The sequence below is a fragment of the Pseudomonas sp. ML2-2023-3 genome, assembly GCF_037055275.1.
GTDB lineage: Bacteria > Pseudomonadota > Gammaproteobacteria > Pseudomonadales > Pseudomonadaceae > Aquipseudomonas.
Genome location: NZ_CP146343.1, coordinates 4,162,880 through 4,179,257, shown reverse-complemented (window position 1 = coordinate 4,179,257; position 16,378 = coordinate 4,162,880). Strand labels below are relative to the sequence as shown.

General features: G+C 56.5%; 14 protein-coding genes, 1 tRNA gene and 2 pseudogenes. 11 read left to right on the top strand and 6 right to left on the bottom strand.

The features are described 5' to 3' along the window. Nucleotides 1-172: 172 nt before the first annotated feature. Nucleotides 173-263, top strand: a tRNA-Ser gene (locus V6P94_RS19160). A gap of 77 nt (nt 264-340) precedes the next feature. Then, nucleotides 341-628: a hypothetical protein gene (locus V6P94_RS19155; protein ID WP_326397675.1), complete on the top strand. Its 288-nt coding sequence runs from the start codon at nt 341-343 to the stop codon at nt 626-628. Nucleotides 629-1,051: 423 nt separating this feature from the next. On the opposite strand, the gene V6P94_RS19150 is transcribed toward V6P94_RS19155, so the two are convergent. The 4 genes from V6P94_RS19150 to V6P94_RS19135 form a co-directional block, all read right to left on the bottom strand. Further along, nucleotides 1,052-1,483: a MaoC/PaaZ C-terminal domain-containing protein gene (locus V6P94_RS19150; protein ID WP_133076094.1), complete on the bottom strand. Its 432-nt coding sequence runs from the start codon at nt 1,481-1,483 to the stop codon at nt 1,052-1,054. Next, complete coding sequence (locus tag V6P94_RS19145) at nt 1,483-2,148, bottom strand: acetyltransferase (RefSeq protein ID WP_326397676.1); 666 nt, start codon at nt 2,146-2,148, stop codon at nt 1,483-1,485. The genes V6P94_RS19150 and V6P94_RS19145 overlap by 1 nt, the downstream gene beginning before the upstream one ends. Nucleotides 2,149-2,322: 174 nt before the next feature. Next, a protein-coding gene (locus V6P94_RS19140; RefSeq protein WP_326397640.1) for an IS3 family transposase occupies nt 2,323-3,875 on the bottom strand; the annotation gives its coding sequence in 2 pieces (ribosomal slippage) (nt 2,323-3,413 and nt 3,413-3,875; 1,554 coding nt in all). Nucleotides 3,876-4,355: 480 nt separating this feature from the next. Further along, nucleotides 4,356-5,207 carry a LysR substrate-binding domain-containing protein gene (locus V6P94_RS19135; protein WP_326397677.1) on the bottom strand — a complete coding sequence of 284 codons (852 nt, stop codon included), beginning with the start codon at nt 5,205-5,207 and terminating at the stop codon, nt 4,356-4,358. 243 nt (nt 5,208-5,450) lie between these two features. Between V6P94_RS19135 and V6P94_RS19130 the strand changes: the two genes are divergently transcribed. Genes V6P94_RS19130 through metC form a run of 6 tightly spaced genes read left to right on the top strand, consistent with a single transcriptional unit; the run spans nt 5,451 to nt 12,097 of the window. Further along, on the top strand, nt 5,451-6,293 hold the full coding sequence (locus V6P94_RS19130) for a transporter substrate-binding domain-containing protein (protein ID WP_326397678.1): 843 nt from the start codon (nt 5,451-5,453) through the stop codon (nt 6,291-6,293). Nucleotides 6,294-6,353: 60 nt separating this feature from the next. After that, nucleotides 6,354-7,088: an amino acid ABC transporter permease gene (locus V6P94_RS19125; protein ID WP_219261048.1), complete on the top strand. Its 735-nt coding sequence runs from the start codon at nt 6,354-6,356 to the stop codon at nt 7,086-7,088. Further along, nucleotides 7,078-7,866: an amino acid ABC transporter permease gene (locus tag V6P94_RS19120; RefSeq protein WP_219261049.1), complete on the top strand. Its 789-nt coding sequence runs from the start codon at nt 7,078-7,080 to the stop codon at nt 7,864-7,866. Before V6P94_RS19125 ends, V6P94_RS19120 begins: the two co-directional genes overlap by 11 nt. Continuing rightward, the gene (locus V6P94_RS19115; RefSeq protein ID WP_133076100.1) at nt 7,853-8,689 is read left to right on the top strand and encodes an ATP-binding cassette domain-containing protein; all 837 of its coding nucleotides are present in this window, start codon (nt 7,853-7,855) and stop codon (nt 8,687-8,689) included. Before V6P94_RS19120 ends, V6P94_RS19115 begins: the two co-directional genes overlap by 14 nt. Before the next feature lie 17 nt (nt 8,690-8,706). Beyond that, a complete protein-coding gene (locus V6P94_RS19110; RefSeq protein ID WP_133076101.1) occupies nt 8,707-9,303 on the top strand; it encodes a cysteine dioxygenase in 597 nt (198 codons plus the stop codon). Between the two features lie 40 nt (nt 9,304-9,343). Next, nucleotides 9,344-12,097, top strand: coding sequence for a cystathionine beta-lyase (metC, locus tag V6P94_RS19105; RefSeq protein ID WP_133076102.1), 2,754 nt, complete (start codon nt 9,344-9,346; stop codon nt 12,095-12,097). Between the two features lie 507 nt (nt 12,098-12,604). Here metC and V6P94_RS19100 read toward each other — a convergent pair. Beyond that, nucleotides 12,605-13,117, bottom strand: a complete 513-nt coding sequence (locus V6P94_RS19100) for a hypothetical protein (RefSeq protein WP_133076104.1) — start codon at nt 13,115-13,117, stop codon at nt 12,605-12,607. A gap of 145 nt (nt 13,118-13,262) precedes the next feature. On the opposite strand from V6P94_RS19100, the pseudogene V6P94_RS19095 reads away from it, so the two are divergent. Together V6P94_RS19095 and V6P94_RS19090 are read left to right on the top strand one after the other, a co-directional pair. Beyond that, nucleotides 13,263-13,514 (top strand): annotated as a pseudogene (locus V6P94_RS19095) (PP2C family protein-serine/threonine phosphatase); the annotation flags it as partial. Beyond that, nucleotides 13,511-14,504, top strand: a pseudogene (locus V6P94_RS19090) (serine/threonine-protein kinase). The pseudogenes V6P94_RS19095 and V6P94_RS19090, both read left to right, overlap by 4 nt. A gap of 39 nt (nt 14,505-14,543) precedes the next feature. Here V6P94_RS19090 and V6P94_RS19085 read toward each other — a convergent pair. Further along, the gene (locus V6P94_RS19085; protein WP_133076105.1) at nt 14,544-14,705 is read right to left on the bottom strand and encodes a DUF2986 domain-containing protein; all 162 of its coding nucleotides are present in this window, start codon (nt 14,703-14,705) and stop codon (nt 14,544-14,546) included. A gap of 523 nt (nt 14,706-15,228) precedes the next feature. Between V6P94_RS19085 and V6P94_RS19080 the strand changes: the two genes are divergently transcribed. Then, nucleotides 15,229-16,317 carry a hypothetical protein gene (locus tag V6P94_RS19080; protein ID WP_219261060.1) on the top strand — a complete coding sequence of 363 codons (1,089 nt, stop codon included), beginning with the start codon at nt 15,229-15,231 and terminating at the stop codon, nt 16,315-16,317. The last annotated feature ends 61 nt before the right edge of the window (nt 16,318-16,378 follow it).

Sequence of the window (16,378 nt, the reverse complement as noted above, 5' to 3'; positions counted from 1 at the left end):
AGAGTTTGACAACGTGTTTCATTCAGGTATTATGGCGCCCGAAACAACGGTAGGGGGTAGGGCTTGTTGCTTTAAAGCAGCAGTCTTGAAAGTCGTAGACTGTAACAGGTTCATGATTTTTTTATCCCGGGTGCTTTCCAATAGCACGCTGGCGGTGATTCATTTGAAGTACGGGAAATTGGCAGAGTGGTTGAATGCACCGGTCTTGAAAACCGGCGAACGTTAATAGCGTTCCCAGGGTTCGAATCCCTGGTTTCCCGCCAAAATTCATACGAAAGCCTCGCGAAAGCGGGGCTTTTGTGTTTCTGGGGTTTGGAGGCGGCCGAGGCAAAGCTTTACATTGCTTTCGCATTATTTCGGGCGGTTTGCGCAACTCCGACAGATTCGTGATCAGCAAGTTGTGTTTTCCGGTATTGGAAAACATGCCCGATGGCTGGTGCTGGGCGTTGATTATCAACTGACAAAAACCGGCATTGCCTTTTTACACCGCTCGGTACGTTGGTCGATTGCTACGCCGGTAGCGCATGGCCTGAGCGCTTCAGTGCCGCAGAACTGGCCGGCCGCCGCAAGAAAACCTGCACCATCAACGAGTGGGATTCGCAGTACCAATGCCACTCGAAACCCGTGACGGAGGTTTGTATGGGGCCGGAACGCATCATCCCCTGCTACGTGCAGCCCCCCCCCTGCGCCACGCCAATAACGCGGTGGCTATGTTCCTGGGTTCAACGCAAAATGTCGGCACGGTATCCTGTTGGGGCTGTTCGCTGGGCAAGATCAAATCAGACGCCATTCTTTCGCCGACTCGTAATCAGCGTGCTTTCGTTCTGAATATCACGGTGATTGGGTGGGTGGTGGCGGGGAGTATTTTGTTGGCCAGGCGGGTACAACAAGTTCTGATAACGCGGGCACTGTAATTGTTGCCATGGACGGTGCTCGCTGGAAACTTGTAGCTCACGGTATTATCGATGTTAAACAGTTGGCGCTAGGCCTGATGTTGCTGTTGTAGTTGGCACAGTTCGAGCCAACTTCCCCCGCATATGCGGGGGGTAGACTACTTTTTTGGGATGTAGATTTCTGCCGATCCGGTAATTACTTTTTTTCCCTCCACTCTACAAGTGGTATTGAAGAAAAGACGATGTTTTACCAGGTCAACTTTAGTCACTTCAACCTCAGCCGTCACGGTGTCATCGATGTAAACAGGCTTAATAAATTTAAGGTTCTGGGATACGTAAACACAACCTGGGCCAGGTATTCGTGTTCCAAACAGCGCCGAGAAAAATCCGGCAGACATCAAGCCGTGAGCGATGCGCTTCCCGAAACGTGATTCAGCAGCATAGGCGCTATCAATATGTACAGGATTGTGATCGCCGCTGATTCTGGCAAAGTCCCTGATATCTGAGTCGCATATTTTTTGGGAGTAACTGGCTTTCATCCCAACTTTAATTTCTTCAATAGGCACTGAGGTAAGGGTAGGGTGATCCATCAGCTGCCAAGACCTTTGCGAAGTGGTTTTGCGGGGTTTCCAACCACCACGGATCCTGCGGCCACGCTTTTAGTCACCACTGCGCCCATGCCTACAATAGCCCCTTCGCCAATCACAATGGGCCTGTCTGGGGTGCCTTGCTTGATAATGGCGCCGGTCCCGATATAGGCGTGGTCTTCGATGGTTACATTGCCGTTGCACTTGACACCGGGAGCGAATGTTACGAAGTCGCCGATCACGCAATCATGTGCAACATAGGAGTAGATGTTTGCATGGAAGTATTTTCCAATTTTTACATTGGAAGTAATTGTCGTGAAAGGGCATAGAATTGACCCTTCGCTTATCATACTTCCTTCATACGTCACACTGTGGCTGATCGATGAAATAGAGAATGGCTTTGCACCGGACGAGATCATGTCTTGTGCAATGGTCTCTCGCACTTTGCTGTTGCCAATTGCGATGTTGAAAAATTTGTTGGTGCCTGTAATGGTTTTAAACTCAGATGAAGTAATTACTTCTGTGCCGTTAATCTCTTTGGCGTTAATGCCATCATCTACAAATATAATTCGGTATGGGCTTTCGCTAAACATGCCAACTCGTTCTTTTACAAGTGGCAAGACTTCTCGGCCAAAACCTCCGGCCCCAATAATTGCATAAATATCCATATTCACTCCTTTTTAGATAGGCTGGTCTTTATGTGTTTGTCAATTAATATCATACATGAAAAGTCTTAAATAAATTTAGGGTTGGTCTGTTTTTGCTGTTTTTGAAGTTTTGGCGCCCTATGCTGCAGGTTGCGAGCGGCGTTTTTCAAGGTACTTGTCGCGTCAACCATCCAACTATGCCGCTCTTTTCTCGGCCTGCTGCTCCCGATCCGGGTTTAGCATCACCGTCCCTATTGGCTCCCAGTTACGCGTCTGACCTGACCAGCGTTCCGGGCTTTTCTTCCGAGCTCGTTCGTACAGGTCATGCCGCCGAGCCAGGATCTGATGATCCAACCCACGATGGCGCTCTGACGGCGTGACGAAGCGGATCCGGCTATGCCGATGCTCGTTGTTATACCAGCGCATAAAATCCCTCACCCAGACCCGTGCGGCATCCAGGCTGGCGAAGCCTGCCTGCGGCCATTGCGGGCAATATTTCAGCGTTCTAAACAGTGACTCCGAGTACGGATTGTCATTGCTCACTCGCGGCCGACCACGGGACGGCGTAATGCCCAGGTCGTACATCTTGCTCAACAGCGTCAGCGATTTCATCGGTGCTCCATTGTCCGAGTGCAGCACCAGCGGCTCGTATAAACACTGCTCGCCGATCACGCTGCGCTGCAGCAGCGCAGCGGCTTTTTCGCCGCTTTCTTCTTCGTAAACTTCCCAGCCCACGGCCTTGCGGCTGTAAATATCCTCGATCAAATACAGGTAGTAATACTTGCCCCGTATCGGCGACGGCAAGTACGTGATGTCCCACGACCACACCTGGTTGGGCGCTTGCGCAGCGTGCGTTGTCGGTGCTGCGTAGCGCCGGGGACGCTGGCTACGGCCTCGATGCTGTTGCTGGCCCGCCGCTCGCAAGATGCGATAAAACGTGGCCTCCGACGCCAGATAACGTGCTTCGTCAGCCAGACGCGGAACGATCTGGCTCGGAGGCAGATGGGCGTATGCCGGGCTGTTGCACAGCGTCACGATGGCTTGCCGCTCGATCTCGCTCAAGGCATTACGCGGCGTAGGCCGCACGGTGGTCGTGCGGGCATCGGCTTGAAGCACCTGCGTTTCGGTCCACCGTTGCAAGGTTCTGAGCGACAGCCCTACCTCTCGGCATGCCAGGACTTTTCGGGCCCCGGCCACCACTGCTTCGACCAGCCAAGCTACGAGCAACTGCCGTTCCGGCAAAGAGGTCAGTTGTCCTCGCTGTCGATCCCCCAGTAATCGTTGAGCTTTTTTCGCAGCACCAACAGCGCGGCGGTTTCGGCCAGCGCCTTGTCTTTGCGGCGCAGTTCACGCTCAAGTTCCTGGATGCGTTTCTTGTCTTTACGCGCTTGTTCGCGGTCGTCTTTTTGCTGGGACTTTTCAGACTTTTGGCCGCTGATAAATGACTGTCGCCAGGTGGCGATCTGTTCGGGATAAAGTCCTTTGCGGCGGCAATATTCTCCCAGGTCGATTTCGGCCAAACCGGCGGCTTCAAGGACAATGGCGAACTTGGTTTCGGCTGACCAGTTCTGGGATGACGGCTTGGTTTCGGACACTACATTCCCTTCGGATCTGAACTGTTTGCGCCAGTTGGACAAAGACATTTCGCTGACCCCTTCGCGCCGGGAAACCTCGGCCATCGTCAGGCTCAGCGGGGGAAGCAGCATCTTGAGCAATGCGGCTCTACGTTCAGATGAATAATACGGCACGACCAGTCTCTTTCCGCCCCCGATATGCTTTTTCAGGAAAAATCGGAGAGGCGACAACTATCCTGACACCGGGGGCGAGTGGTGACTCATTGGGTATGTAGGGGTGAAGAAATGAAGGTTTATTCGTTCGGCAGGACGCCGGGAGAGGGGCAGAATCATTTCTGCAACTCAATATGCACCCCTTGATCTGCGCGGGTTTCAGGCCAGTCATAAATGCTAAGATGCGGAAACGATCAATGTCAAACTCATTGTTTTTCTGGGAAGCTCGCCAGTCTTGAAAGCCGACGAACGTTAATAGCGTTCCCAGGGTTCGAATCCCTGGTTTTCCGCCAAGATTCGATAAAAAAGGGCATACGCTAACGCGGTGCCCTTTTTTGTGCCTTCGTTTTAGTGAGCCTGATCCATTATCAAGGGGCAGCCACGCCGTTGCCCCTTGCTTCGTTCGTGCTGACTGACCTGTGCCGCAGGCTTCAGCGGCGCTCAGTGCCCGCGGTGGCTGCGAATCAACTCATAGGCCCGACGAACCAGGGGGTTCAGGGTGTTGGGCCGAATCCACAGGTAGTAGGTGACGTCCGGCAGGCGAGGCAAACCATCGCTTTCACCCAGCACCCGCATATCCGGGCCCAGCATTTCCATGCTTCTGGCAGTGACGCCAAGGCCTGCACGTGTTGCCGCCTTGATGCCGATCAAGTTCGATGCCAGGTAAGCCTGGCGCCACGCAATGTTGGCGCTCTCCAGTGCCTCAAGGGCATATCGTCGATAGATGCTGGGCTCATCCACCAGAATCAACGGTATCGGCTCCCCGGGGGTGTGAAGGTACTGCGCGGAGCAAATCCACCATACAGGTGAGGTGCGCAGGGTAAAGCCTTCCAGGTTCGGGTCTTCGCGAGTGGAAATCACCATGTCCACCTTGCCCCGGTGCAGGTCGTCCATCAGGAAAGGGCTTCTGCCGACGTCGATTTCCAGGCGCAAACGCGGCGCCGAGCGCGCGATGTGGCTCAGGATGGGGGGCAGGATGGTGTCCGCGATGTCATGGGGTGAGCCAATGCGCAGCACGCCGCTCAGGCTGCTTTCGCGCAAGGAGTTAAGCGCGTCATTGTTGAGCGAGAGCATCTGTCTGGCATGGCGCAGCAACTGCTGTCCGGCTTCCGTGAGCTGTTTTTGTCGGCCGCGCTTTTCAAACAGGATAACCCCGACCTGTTGCTCCAGGCGTTGCATGTGCTGAGTGACCGACGATTGTGTACGGGCCAGTTGCACGCCGGCCTCGGCAAAGCTGTGGTGGTCGACCACGGCAATGAAGGTGCGCAGTAACTCGAGATCCAGGGTCGACATGGAGGCTTTTTTATATCAGGAGTGAGAACCTAAACATTACATATTTTTATGTGTTTGCACGAAGTTATTTCTTTGAATACTCACATTTGCCCGTGAATCCAGGCTTATAAGCATTTATCTAAAAATTTAAACCGGCTCAGTTATAACGATATTAGATATTTGTATTTCCGTTACCTCCGTGCTGTACGCAGGATGTCCACTTATTGGATCGGGCTTTTCCCGGTCATTCATGAGGGGAAATCCATGTTGCTTGAGCGCGCGCCTGTAAGACGTCTATTGCCTGTACTGTTGGGCGCCTTGGTCTCATTGGCGGCCAGCACTGCTGTCCAGGCTGACGCGACACTGGACAAGATCGAGCAGCGTCATCTGTTGGCCGTTGGCGTGCTGCTGTCAGGCGGCCCCTTTGGCGGTATAGACCCGAGCACTCAGAAGCCGCGCGGCTTGAACGTTGAACTCGCTCAGGAACTGGGTCGGCAGTTGAATGTTGAAGTGCAACTGGTGCCGGTATTACCTGCCAACCGTGTGCAATTTCTACAGCAGGGCAAAGTGGACTTGCTGATCGCCAACATGGAATGGACGCCAGAGCGCGGCGAAATCCTCGGGTTTGTACCAACACCGTTTTACCGGGTTGGCGGTACCGCCGCGGTGCTCAAGGACAGCAAGATCACTCGTTGGGAAGACCTGAAGGGGCAACCCGTCTGCACCTCTCAAGGCAGCAGCTACATCAAGCCGCTGACCGAGTTGGGCGTTGAGTTGAAGGCGTTCAAAAGTTCATCCGAATCCTTGTTGGCACTGCGTGGCAGTAACTGCGTTGCGGCGGTACATGACGCCACACTGATCAATCCGTTAATCGCCGACAACCCCGAATGGCAAGGCTATCGTGCCCTAAGTCCGGAGCTCAACCCGGCACCGTCCGTGATCTGGACGCGTCGTGGTGAAAGCGACACCCAGGCCAGGCTTGACCCGATCGTCAAGGAGCTGCACCGCAGCGGCTGGCTGATCGAAGCCCAGACCCGCAATCACATCACCCCCGCGTCACCTGCACTGGTCGAATTGCAAAAGCAGTTCCAGGGCGACGGCGCCTGATTCCCCTCCATCGTATTTAACAGGTGGCCGCATTGCGGCTGCCCTCCAAGGTAGTTGCCCATGAGTCATTGGCTGGAGATTTTCGTCCACTGGGCCGCCGGGTTTGGTCTGAACTACAACTTTCTGCTGGATGCCTATCAGCGGGGCACCCTTGTGCAAGGGGCGTTGACCACGGTGTGGTTGTGCCTGTTCACCATCATCGGCAGTTTGCTCGCCGGGGTTGGACTGGCGGCCATGCTGACATCGGGAAACCCGTTGCTGGCAAAACCTGCGCGGGTGTTCGTCGAAGTCACCCGCAACACGCCGACCCTGGTGCAGCTGTATTGCGCCTTTCTCGTGTTGAACATGCTGCTGACCCAGGCGGTCGGTGCGTCGAACCCGCTGACGCCCTTTGCCTGGGTGGTGATCGTGATCTCGCTGCACAAGGGGGCCTTTCATGCAGAGGCCCTGCGTGCGGGCATCGAAGCTGTGCCGGCAGTGACGCTGGAAGCCGCCAGTTCGTTGGCATTCAGCAGCCGCCAGTTGCTATGGCACGTGCAGTTGCCGTTGGCCCTGCGCTTCGCATTGCCGTCGTTGATCAACAACCTGATCGACCTGGTAAAGATGACCGCCGTCGCCTCGGCAATTGCCGTCGGCGACATCACCTACGCGTCGATCATGATCTGGACGCAGAGCGATAACGTATTGGAACTGATGATCCTGATCCTGAGCTTTTTTGGTCTGCTGAGTTTTATCGTCAATGGAGTGGGGCGCTATCTGGAAGCGCGCCTGAGGATGCCCGGCTATGGCCATTGAATCGTCTGCCACTGCATCAGAGGCCTGGTCGCGACGGCATTTGGGCACGCTGCTGCTGTTGCTCGGCGCCGTATTCTGGCTGTTGTGGTTTACCCCGCAAAGCCCGGTGTTGAAAGCGCTTGTGCAATGGTCGCCAGCCTTGGCTGCGGGCTTTGGCCAGAACATTCTGATCAGCCTGGTCGCCATCACGCTGGGTTCAGTGCTGGGGTTGCTGGTGGGGGCGTTGGCCTTGTCGCCATTGTGGGTGCTGCGACAGCCTGCGCGAATCTGGGTGCACGTTTTTCGCAATGCGCCCTGGCTGGTGCTGATCTATTTCACCACTTATGTATTCCCGTTCGAGATCAAGATCGGCAGCGCCTACCTCCCGTTTCCGGACTGGGTCAAGGTAACGATCGGGCTGGCCTTGCCGGCCAGTGCCAATGTCGCTGAAATCTTCCGCGGCGCCATTGCTTCGATCCCGAGCACGCAGTGGGAAGCCGCGCGATCCTTGGCGTTTACACGCTGGCAGATTTTCAGCTCGATCATCCTGCCCCAGTGCTTCAAGCGCATGTTGCCGCCATGGATGAACCTGTATGCGGTGATCACCATGGGCACGGCGCTGGCCTCGCTTGTGGGCGTGCACGACGTGATCGATACCGCCCAGATTGCCAGCAACACCGTGAACATGACCGGCTTCACCGTGGTGGTTTACCTGAGTCTGCTGGTGATGTTCTTTGCATATTGCTATCCGATTTCCCGTCTCACCCAGCGCCTGGAGCGACGTTATGCCTTCTATTGAAACCGTCGCCGAGCCTCTGGTCAGCCTGCGCGATGTACACCTGTCGTTTGGCGGTAACCCGGTGCTCAAGGGCATTGACCTGGACGTGTATCGAGGTCAGGCCGTATCGATCATCGGCCCGTCGGGGTCTGGCAAATCGACCATCCTGCGCTGCATCACCGGGCTGTTGCAGCCCCAGCGCGGCACCCTGCGCGTCGGTGCCGCCGAGGTACACAAGATGGCCCGGGAACCGCAGCGCATCGAGTTGCGCAAGCGCGTGGGGTTTGTCTTTCAACAGTACAACTTGTTCCCGCATCTATCAGTGCTGGAGAACCTGGTGATCGCGCCACGCAAAGTGCTGGGGCGCAGTCGCGCCGATGCCGAAAAAGACGCCCGCGCCTTGCTGGCCAAAGTGCGCATGGAGCACAAGGCCGATGCCTATCCGGGACAACTGTCCGGGGGCCAGCAACAGCGCGTGGCAATTGCCCGGGCCCTGGCGATGCGCCCGGAACTGATCCTGTTTGATGAAGTGACCTCTGCTCTCGATCCTGAAACCGTCGGCGAAGTACTAACGGTGATTCGCGAGTTGACCGAAGAGGGCATGACGTGCGTGCTGGTCACCCACGAGATGCGTTTCGCCGAAGAGATCAGTGACATTGTTTACTTCACCGAAAACGGCGTGATCGTCGAGCACGGCAGCGCCGAACAGATTTTTCAACGCCCGGCCAGCGTGCGCACCCAGGCATTCCTGCGGCATGCCTTGGGCGATCCGGGACGCCGTCCCGTCGTTGCCAACGATCCGTACCTGCTGACCAATCTGGGTCGCTACAGCTTGTCTGTCTAATAACGAGGAGCCTGCCAATGAGTACCGAAAACCGTGCCGCCGTCATCGAGGATTTCCTGAAGAAAATCCGTGTCATTAACCAATCCGGTGTCGACCGTTCCGCACTGGTGCACATCGTTACCCTGCTCGAGGCACTGGCCGAGCGTCGTGATCTGTTCAATTTCGATGAATTTCCGGCACCGGTGCCGGGGCAGGGCACCACCGCGTTTCGCTACCGCCTGAATGACGATGGCGACACCCCAACGCTGTACCTGAACTCGTTGCTACCGGGCAAAAGCACGATTGCTCACAATCATGAAACCTGGGCAATTATCAGCGCTGTTGAAGGCCAGGAGATCAACTACGTGTATGGCCGTGACGACGAAGGTCGCGAGCCAGGGTTCACGACATTGCACCTGCAGCAGGAAGTGGTCGTGCAACCTGGCACGTCGATTTCGTTTCTGGGCGACGACCTGCACGGCATTCGCGTCGAAGGCGAGCAGGCGACCTTGCATTTCCATCTCTACGGTTTGCCGCTGGAGTCGCTCAATGGTCGCTACGGCGTCGAGGCCGACGGGCGCATTCTCAATTACAACGCCTCGCAAATGGCGCCGTCGATCAAGGCCTATGCATAAGCGCCTTGCGGCGCATCCATCATTTTTTAACGGAATTCCCATGAGCCAGACTGTAACCCCGGGACACTTGCAGCAGTGGCTGTTCGACGGGCAGGAAATCGCCCTGTTTGATGTGCGCGAGCATGGCCAGTATGGAGAGGCCCATCTGTTTTTCGGGATCAACCTGCCGTACAGCCGATTGGAACTGGAGGTTCGGCGACTGGCGCCCAACCTGCAGGTGCGACTGGTGATCTACGACCAGAACGGCAGCGATGTTGCTGCACGTTCAGCCCGGCGCCTCCAGGCGTTGGGGTATGAACGCGTACACGTGCTTCAGGGCGGTGCCGATGGCTGGCAGGCTGCTGGTTATCAGTTGTTTGCCGGGGTACATGTACCGTCCAAGGCATTTGGCGAATTGGTCGAACAGGTCAGCCATACGCCCCATGTCACCGCACAACAACTGGCCGACTGGCAAAGCCGGGGCGAGCCTTTGGTGCTACTCGACGGTCGTCCGTTCGATGAATACCGCAAAATGACCATTCCGGGTTCTGTGTGCTGCCCGAACGGTGAGTTGGGTTATCGCATCCATGACCTGTTGGCGGACGAAAAAACACCGATCGTGGTCAACTGCGCCGGGCGAACCCGCAGCATCATCGGCGCACAAACCCTCATCAATTTGGGGGTGAAGAATCCGGTCTATGCCTTGGAAAACGGCACTCAGGGTTGGGATCTTGAAGACTTTGAGCTGGAGCACGGCAGCCGCCGTCGCTATGCCGATGGGGTGACCACGGCGTCATTGCCTGCGCAGCGGCTGGCCGCTTCGCAACTGGCGGAACGGGCGGGGGTGAAAACGGTAGCCGCGGTCCAGGTTGAGCAGTGGGCTGCGGATGCGCGGCGCAGCCTGTTCCTGTGTGATGTGCGCACTGCAGAGGAGTTTGCCGCGGGCAGCCTGAGCGGCGCGCAACATACGCCGGGCGGACAGCTGATTCAATCGACCGACCTGTATATCGGTGTGCGCCAGGCGCGGGTGGTGCTGATTGACAGCGATGGCGTACGTGCGCCGATTGTTGCGAGCTGGCTGCGCCAGTTGGGCCATGAGGTGTATCTGCTGGCAGAGGGCGTGAACAGCGGTCTGGCGTTACCCGAGGGCGATGTGGTCGGTCACGAGGCGCTGCCATTGATCTCGGCGCAGGCACTGGCGGATGCACTGAAAGACAAGGCGGTTGCGTTGATCGACCTGCGTGCGAGCAGTGCCTATCGCAAAGGCCATATTGCCGGTTCACGATGGTCGATCCGCTCGTTGCTTGCGCAGCATGTGGCGGGTGAACAGCGACCGGTTGTGTTGTTGGCTGATCAAGCGCAACTCGCTGCGTTTGCCGCCCGTGAATTGCCCGAAGCCCTGCGTGCGCACGTGCAACTACTGGACGGCGGACTCGAGGCCTGGCGTGCAGCAGGATTCGCCGTGGAGGAAAGCCCGGACAGTCCATCCGATGATCAATGCATCGATTTTCTGTTCTTCACCCATGATCGCCACACGGGCAACAAGGATGCGGCGCGCCAGTACCTTGCCTGGGAAATCGGTCTGCTGGCGCAAATGAGCGCCGACGAAATCGCCAGCCTCAATCCTTTGCAGCCGACAGTACGTCCAGATGAACGGGTGCGCACGCGCTTGGTGCATGCGGCACGGGCCCAGGGTATCGGCGGGCGGGCGGTCAATGTGCCGGTCACTCGTCTGAGCACCGTGCTGTTTGATAACCTGGCACAGATGCGTGACGCCCGGGCCCGGCGCGATCATGAGCGCGTGCTCAGCTACGGTGCTCGCGGCAACCCGACGGCGTTCGCCCTCGAAGACCTGGTCACTGAGCTGGAGGGGGGGTACCGCACGCGGTTGTTCGGTACCGGCCTGGCGGCTGTGGCGCAGGTGTTTGTGGCGTACCTGCGGCCCGGTGATCATGTGCTGATTACCGATGCGGTGTACGCGCCGGTGCGGCGTCTGGCGCGGGAGTTTCTCCAGCCTTTCGGTATTGAGGTCAGCTATTTCGCTGCGAACGGCCACGACCTTGAGGCTCAACTGCAAGCCAACACCAAAATGATCTACACCGAAGTGCCAGGCTCATTGCTGTATGAACTGTGCGATTTGCCGGCCATTGTGGCGCTGTGCAAAAAGCGCGGCATCCTGGTGGCCGTCGACAACACCTGGGGCTCGGGTTATCTGTACCGACCGCTGGCGCTTGGCGCAGACATCTCGATCATGGCGCTGACCAAGTACCTGAGCGGCCATAGCGACGTGCTCATGGGCAGTGTCTGCACCCGTGAAGAGGCATGGCCGGCACTCGCTTCCATGAGCGACAACTTTGGAGCAACGGTCAGCCCCGATGACGCCTACCTGGTCCTGCGCGGCGCTCGAACCCTGGCGCCCCGACTGGAAGTGCATGAGCGTCAGGCCCTGGAAGTCGCCCATTGGTTGCAGGCGCAACCGCAGGTGAAACGTATGTTCCATCCGGCTTTGCCCGATCATCCTGATCATGCTTGTTGGAAGCGGGATTTCACGGGTAGCAATGGCTTGCTGTCTTTTGAGTTGAACGACACGGACACCGCCTGCGTTGAACGCTTCATTGATGCGCTGCAGGTGTTCGGGTTGGGTGCTTCCTGGGGCGGTTTTGAAAGTCTGATTACCGTAGCCGATACACAAGATCGCAACAGTGCGGCTGATCGCTCACTGAACCCTGTGTTGCGCTTGCATATCGGGCTGGAGGATGTCGCCGCCTTGATCGAGGATCTGCAGCGCGGGTTTGAGGCTTTGGAGAAGGGGTAGGGGCTAACCTTCGGACGAGCTTTTGCGCCGATAAAAACGTTAAGGCAGTGTTTTCGAGGAGCAAAGGCACAACGGTTTGGCCTGATTAGCTATGCTCAATCCTTGGCTTTGGCTACCGAGGCATTTTTAGACCAAAAAGGGGAGCGATATGAAAACTAAAATCCATAAGAAACACATATTTGTCATTGTTCTGGTCGTGTTTGCCGTGTTCAGCTTTTTGATGACTAACTGGGATCAGTCATTGTGAATCGTCTGGAGTCAGTAGCCTTTACAGTCACTCAAAGGTGTTTGGTGCCTGGCTGACTCTAGCCAGAAAGACGCCGCTCTCTCATGATGAGGTCAGCGGCGTTTTTCCTTGAAGTTCATGCCGTAACGGTGCAAGGCATGGGGACATGCCCAGAGCTTGCCAGATGTAAGTTTTGTTGGCGTCCGGGGGGGCACGGGCGCTTTAGGTGCCATTTTCTAGCCCGCAGTTGCATGAAATGCTCACACACTGCAGGTATCAGGCTAGACAATCGAATCAATATCAAAATTGAAGGGTGTTCCCGGAATGCGGACTCCGATAATGGCTGCTATCGCCCGCTCATCATCGTCGGCAGATGGCGGGGCCATTGCTATTTGTTCCTCCCTTGTGTTCTCTGCATGAGCTTTCCAACGAGGCAAATCCTCATCAGTCAGTTCGGGTAGTCCCGCGAACAAGCCATACACATCGGCCTCACTGACACGGCTAACCCGTAACTCGCTCAGCCGCGTGCGCGTGATCTCTATGTTGCGGAACTCTTGTTGAAGAGCGGCCATCGCCGCGGCTTGATTACGGACATATATGTCGGAGCTCGCCGCCAGACGGCTCTCCAGAGTGAGTACTTGCCGCTTGGCATTGGTTAATGCCTCATCCACCTGCTCAAACTCATCAATAGTCACCAATGAGCGATTGGACTCCTGAGCAGCCTGCCAGCGGCGCAAGCTGGCCCAGCAGTTTGGAATGTAGCTGAGGACCATTTTGTGGTGGGCATTATCCATCACCTACCGCAAGAATGGGCCACGGGAGGGCAGACCGTCGGTTGCCTTCAGCGCTACGGCACAACCGTGGTCGTTGATGGTGCTGCACCCCGGCTTCCAGAGGATCGAGGACATGATGCCCGCGTTAAAGTAGGCCAAGGACCATCCGGCAGCTCATGCTCTGACCCGCGCTGTAGGCGCTGCCGAGCAACTGATCCTGGATGTGCTGGAACTGGAGGTGTATCCCGGCGATGCGTTTTTGCTCTGCAGCGATGGGTTGTATCAAGGGCTCGGTAGCGATGCACTCGGCAATGCCTTGAGCCTCACCGCCCCGCATGTTGCGCTGGAACGATTGTTTGACGGCGCATTGCGGGGCTCGGCTCGGGACAACCTGACAGCTGTAGTGATCCGCCAATGACTGAACACATGCAACCGATCAGCGACCTGCTGGAGAGCGAAGAGCAGGGCAGCAGCCTGACCTGCTTTGCGTTTGCTAAATCGTACAGCGCTGACGCCAATCAAGACCAGTACCGGTGAACTACCCGAGGTGCTGGCAGGCCGTTACCGCATCGAGCGTCTGCTCGGTGCTGGCGGTATGGGTGCTGTTTGCCGTGCACGGGACTTGCTGAGAGAACAGTTCGGCGATCCCGACCCTTACGTCGCGCTGAAAGTGCTCAGCGAAGAATTTGCCGAGTCGCCGGACGCCAGCGCGCTGCTCTACAACGAGTTCGCCCTGACCCGGTGCCTGCGCCACGACAACGTACTGCGTTTGTACACCTTTGAAGTGGACACGGACTGCCAACGAGCATTTGTCACCATGGAGTTCATGCATGGCCTGACCCTGGATAACTTGCTCTGCGATCGCCCCCTGGGCCTGCCGTGGAAGGAGTTGCACGACATCGTGCTGCCGTTGCTCGATGCATTGGCCTACTCCCATGCCCGCGGCGTGCTGCATGGTGATATGAAGCCGAGCAACGTGATGCTCAGCGAAGAAGGCGTGCGGCTGTTTGACTTCGGACTCGGCCAGGCGCAGAAGGGCATCCTGCACGGTCTGCCGCACTTGAGCCGCGAGCGCTTCAATGGCTGGACGCCGGGCTATGCGGCCCCGGAACTGCTTGATGGCCAAGCGCTGTCGGCCAGTGCCGATGTGTACGGCGTGGCCTGCGTGATCTACGAGCTGGCGCAGGGCAAGCACCCTTTTCGCCGAGTGTCCTCGAATCACGCCCGCAATCAGCATCTGGAGCGCGAGCTGCAAGCGCCTGAGAACATGCCGAAACACTGCTGGTCAGCCCTGCGAACGGCGCTGGCTTTCGATGTGGCAGATCGAACGATCACTGCCAAGCAATTGCGTGATGCTTTCTCTGTCAATTCATCCTGGCTGCAGCGCTTGATTCATTGGCGCAACTGATCCCTATGGGCGCTTGGCTGAATCAGCGTTTGAAATCCGTCAGCTCTCGGATGAGGTGATCGGGTCCTGGCTGGTCTCGGCAGCCAGCTTCAGCCGGTCAGCTTTGCTGATGTACTTGACCTTGTTTTTCGGTGCCAGCTTGGCACTGGCTTTCTTGGCGTGAGCCTTCAATAGCTGCGTTATTTTCTTGCGACGGTTCATGTCTTCTACTCGGCGTGTAAGTGCTGTTCCACACGGGCGTTGATGGACGCTATGGAGCGGTGTTCTGTAACGGCAATTGTCAGTTATTTTTGCAAGGAACGCTCAGTAAATGACGCGTATTTTTGCACCTGGCCTGATTCGAGGGATGGCAGGCTTCAGGCCTTGCGCTGCGAGAGTGCGCGCTTGGGTTTTTTGTCGAAATTGGCTAAGTGTTTGATTTGTAAAAACATACTTGTTTCATAATGTTTCGAGTGTTTTTGCGGTTATTTTCGCCATGTTCTGTTTTTATTTGCTGTAGATAAATGGTTTTTACGGATTTTTCTCCGTATTTTGTGATTTATATGGTGAAAATAACTGCTCAACACTTCCTATACTGCGCTCGGCGTCTGCGTACCTGCACCGTTCGAAAAAGCACGATGTTTTTTTGAGCTGCCATGGAGATAGTCGCTCTGCGGAAAGGATAGGGCATTAATGGCCTCACTTTTCCCGTGCACCTAATAAGTCTAAGAATGAGAAAAGTGTAATGAATAAACAGTCGGTCCAGATTGCTCTTGCATACATGTCTGTCGTCATTGGCGGTGGCTTCGCTTCCGGGCAGGAGGTGCTACAGTTTTTCACCGGCTATGGGTTGATAGGCATCGTAGGCACTCTGGTGAGCGGTTTGATGTTCGCATTCCTCGGTATGCAGATCGCTCGATTGAGTTCGAAGATGCAAGCGAACTCCCACAAGGAAGTTCTTTACATCCTGTTCGGAGCACGTCTGGGGTGGGTTGTTGATGTCGTGCTGTCCTTCTTCCTGTACGGCGTCGGAGTGGTGATGCTGGCGGGTAGCGGTTCGATCTTTGCCCAGCAATACGACCTGTCTCCATTGTTTGGCGGTGCACTGATGGCTGTACTGGTGATCGCTACCCTGTGCATGAACGTCAAACGAATCATTGATTTGATCAGCGCGGTGATGCCTTTCCTGCTGGCGATGGTGTTGATCATCACCACCTACTCGATTTTCAGCTACAACGCCCCGATCGAGACCCTCGATGCAGTGGCCCGCGAAAACAACGAGACGGTCACTGGTAACTGGTTTGTCGGCGCATTGTTGTACGCATCGTTCAATATTGCCGTTGGCTTCCCGATGCTGGCTGTGATTGGCGGCATGACCAAGCAGCCCAAGGCTGCTGCACTCGGCGGCGTACTCGGCGGCCTGGGGTTGGGCGCGCTGATCCTGCTGTTGAATATCGGCCTGTTTGCCAACATCAACCAGTTGCAGGGCATTGAAATGCCATCCCTGGCACTGGCGGGGCGCATCTCGCCAATCCTTTCGGTGGTGATGTCGGTGGCGCTGGTGTGTATGGTCTACAGCACGGCGGTGGGGATGTTCTTTGCGTTCAGCGCACGTTTCTCCAAGCCTGAAACGAGTCGCTTCAAAATGATCAGTGCAGTGACGGTGTGCGTGGGGCTGGGCCTGAGCCTGGGCGGCTTCAGCAAGCTGGTAGGCACTGTCTACCCGCTGCTGGGCTACGTCGGTTTCGCCCTGATCCTCGCCATTTGTTTCAACTGGGTGCGTGGTCGTTCCATTGCCAAGGCGCAAAAAGCCGCCCTGGACGCCGTGTCCTGATCTTGCTGGCGCCGAGCCCTGGTTCGGCGCCATCCCTTCTCAGTCCTGTTCTTCCAATCCT